This window comes from Arsenophonus sp. ENCA, assembly GCF_002287155.1.
Taxonomy (GTDB): domain Bacteria; phylum Pseudomonadota; class Gammaproteobacteria; order Enterobacterales; family Enterobacteriaceae; genus Arsenophonus; species Arsenophonus nilaparvatae.
Genome location: NZ_NHNG01000531.1, coordinates 1 through 2,129 on the forward strand (window position 1 = coordinate 1; position 2,129 = coordinate 2,129).

The 2,129-nt window shown below is 39.8% G+C and carries 4 protein-coding genes and 1 pseudogene; 4 read left to right on the forward strand and 1 reads right to left on the reverse strand.

The annotated features are described in order from the left end of the window. The 4 genes and pseudogenes from CBG25_RS13830 to CBG25_RS13845 form a co-directional block, all read left to right on the forward strand. Positions 1-292 (forward strand): hypothetical protein (locus tag CBG25_RS13830; protein ID WP_290607340.1); only part of this gene is annotated, 292 nt, incomplete at its 5' end. Beyond that, positions 175-771, forward strand: a pseudogene (locus CBG25_RS13835) (AMP-binding protein); the annotation flags it as partial. The gene CBG25_RS13830 and the pseudogene CBG25_RS13835, both read left to right, overlap by 118 nt. Before the next feature lie 73 nt (positions 772-844). Then, the gene (locus CBG25_RS13840) at positions 845-1,528 is read left to right on the forward strand and encodes a hypothetical protein (protein ID WP_290607336.1); all 684 of its coding nucleotides are present in this window, start codon (positions 845-847) and stop codon (positions 1,526-1,528) included. A 43-nt stretch (positions 1,529-1,571) separates the two neighbouring features. Next, positions 1,572-1,874 (forward strand): hypothetical protein, encoded by a 303-nt coding sequence (locus CBG25_RS13845; protein ID WP_290607338.1) that lies wholly within the window; start codon positions 1,572-1,574, stop codon positions 1,872-1,874. A gap of 4 nt (positions 1,875-1,878) precedes the next feature. Here CBG25_RS13845 and CBG25_RS13850 read toward each other — a convergent pair. Continuing rightward, a partial coding sequence (locus CBG25_RS13850; protein ID WP_290603699.1) for an IS30 family transposase occupies positions 1,879-2,129 on the reverse strand: 251 nt, incomplete at its 5' end.

Below are 2,129 nucleotides of genomic sequence, written 5' to 3' on the forward strand. Positions count from 1 at the left end.
TGCAATGGCCTATAACTTATCAAGAGCGGTTGCTCTGATATTATGGATGATTTTCAGTCTATTATTTGTACAAACTAAAATCAGAAAAAGAGAAAATCTGCACGGTGGGATATTGTTGAAAAAAAAATTCCACCCCTTTTGCGACAGCCTCTTAGGGGGCGGGAGCGCAGAAATACGCTCTTGCTACCCGACCCTATGCCTTCAACTGAAGTCAAGTTTATTGATAATAGTAGTAATGAAGTTCCAATTGGCCAGCCAGGTGAGATGTTGGTACGTGGTCCTCAAGTCATGAAGGGTTATTGGCGCTCTCCTGCTATGACCGACGAAGTGATGAAAGATGGTTGGTTAGCGACCGGTGATATTGCCAAGATCGATGAAAAAGGCTTTATTAAAATTGTTGATCGCAAAAAAGATATGATTTTAGTTTCTGGTTTTAATGTATACCCGAGTGAAATTGAAGAAGTTATCTCTAATCATCCCAAAGTCATTGAAAATGCAGCAATTGGTGTGGTAGATGAAAATACTGGTGAAGCGGTCAAAGTCTTTGTGGTATCTACTGATCCTGCTTTGACTGCTGAAGAATTAAAAATCTATTGCCGTCAATATTTGACTGCCTATAAAGTGCCTAAGTTTTTTGAGTTTCGCTCTGAGTTACCTAAATCGAATGTAGGTAAAATTTTACGACGACAATTAAGAGAAGAAGAGCAGAAAAAATATCAGACAGCGACAGAAAATCATCAAGTAACACAAACATTAGATAGTTCATTTTGATAAACAGCATCGCTAAAGTGGCGGCCAAGCAAGACAGGTGTTGTTAAAAATAAATCACAAAGAGAAAGACGTTTTGAATTATCAGTTGATTACCACAGATGCTCAACTTAAGAAAGTTTGTCAAGCAGCAGCGAAGGCTAACAAAATAGCTTTAGATACAGAATTTGTACGAGTAAAAACTTATTATCCACAGTTTGGTCTTATTCAGCTATATGACGGTGAGCAGCTGTCATTAATTGATCCTATTGCCATTACTAATATGGAGTCGTTTAGAAATTTATTAACAGATGGCAAAGTGACTAAAATCTTGCATGCTGGTAGTGAAGATATAGAAGTATTTTTACATCATTTGGCTTGTGTTCCAGCGCCGATGCTAGATACCCAGATTATGGCAGCATTTCTTGGTCATCCCATTTTTAGCGGGTTTGCAAGCTTAGTGAATGAATATTTAACAATTACGTTAGATAAGAGTGAATCACGAACAGACTGGCTTATTCGGCCGTTGAGTGATAAACAGTGTCAATATGCGGCCGCTGATGTGTTTTTTTTATTACCTTTAGCCGAAAAACTACTGTCGTTGATTAATCAATTAGGCTATTTACCGGCGGTAACCGATGAATGCCAGCGGATTTTGTTACGTCGACAAGAGATATTATCACCCGCAGATGCATATAAAAGTATTAAAAATAGTTGGCAATTGCGGGCTCAACAGCTTGCCTGTCTTAAACAATTAGCAGCCTGGCGCCCGACGGCGTGACTTAGCGGTCAATTTTATTGTTAGAGAAGAACATCTATGGAAAATGGCGCGTTATTTGCCTAATTCATTGACACAACTGCATACTCTTGGTTTAACTGGGCAGGAGATCCCCTGCCATGGTCAGGATGTGTTGCAAATTGTCGCAAACTGTTGTGATATTGAGGAAAATGCCTGTCCACAGCCGCTTTATCATCTTATCAATCATCCTCAATATCGAGAGGCATTTAAGGCGGTTAAAACTTTAACTAAAGGGCACCTCGAAAAACCTAAGCCGAGTTTGATTTTGCTGATAAAGTTATCGGAAGCTGGTCGGCCCATTCCCAGTCGAAACGCAACAAACCCATAAAACGTTATGCAGCCATTAGATGAGCTAAAAATACTTCATTTGGAGAAAAATAGCCCAACGATTTTCGTCCCCGAGTATTAAGTATGTGCTCAAGTTCTGCAATCTCGTTGTCCGTGACTGAGTTGAAATCCGTTCCTTTTGGGTAAAAACGGCGGATAAGTCCGTTACTGTGTTCATTTAAACCACGCTCCCATGAGTGATAAGGCCTGGCAAAGAAGACATTAGCACCGGTGATCTCAGTTATCTGTTTATGCA

Excerpts from the sequence above, each read along its gene's own strand:
- CBG25_RS13845 (WP_290607338.1), top strand. The coding sequence starts at position 1,572 with ATGGCGCGTTATTTGCCTAATTCATTGACACAACTGCATACTCTTGGT.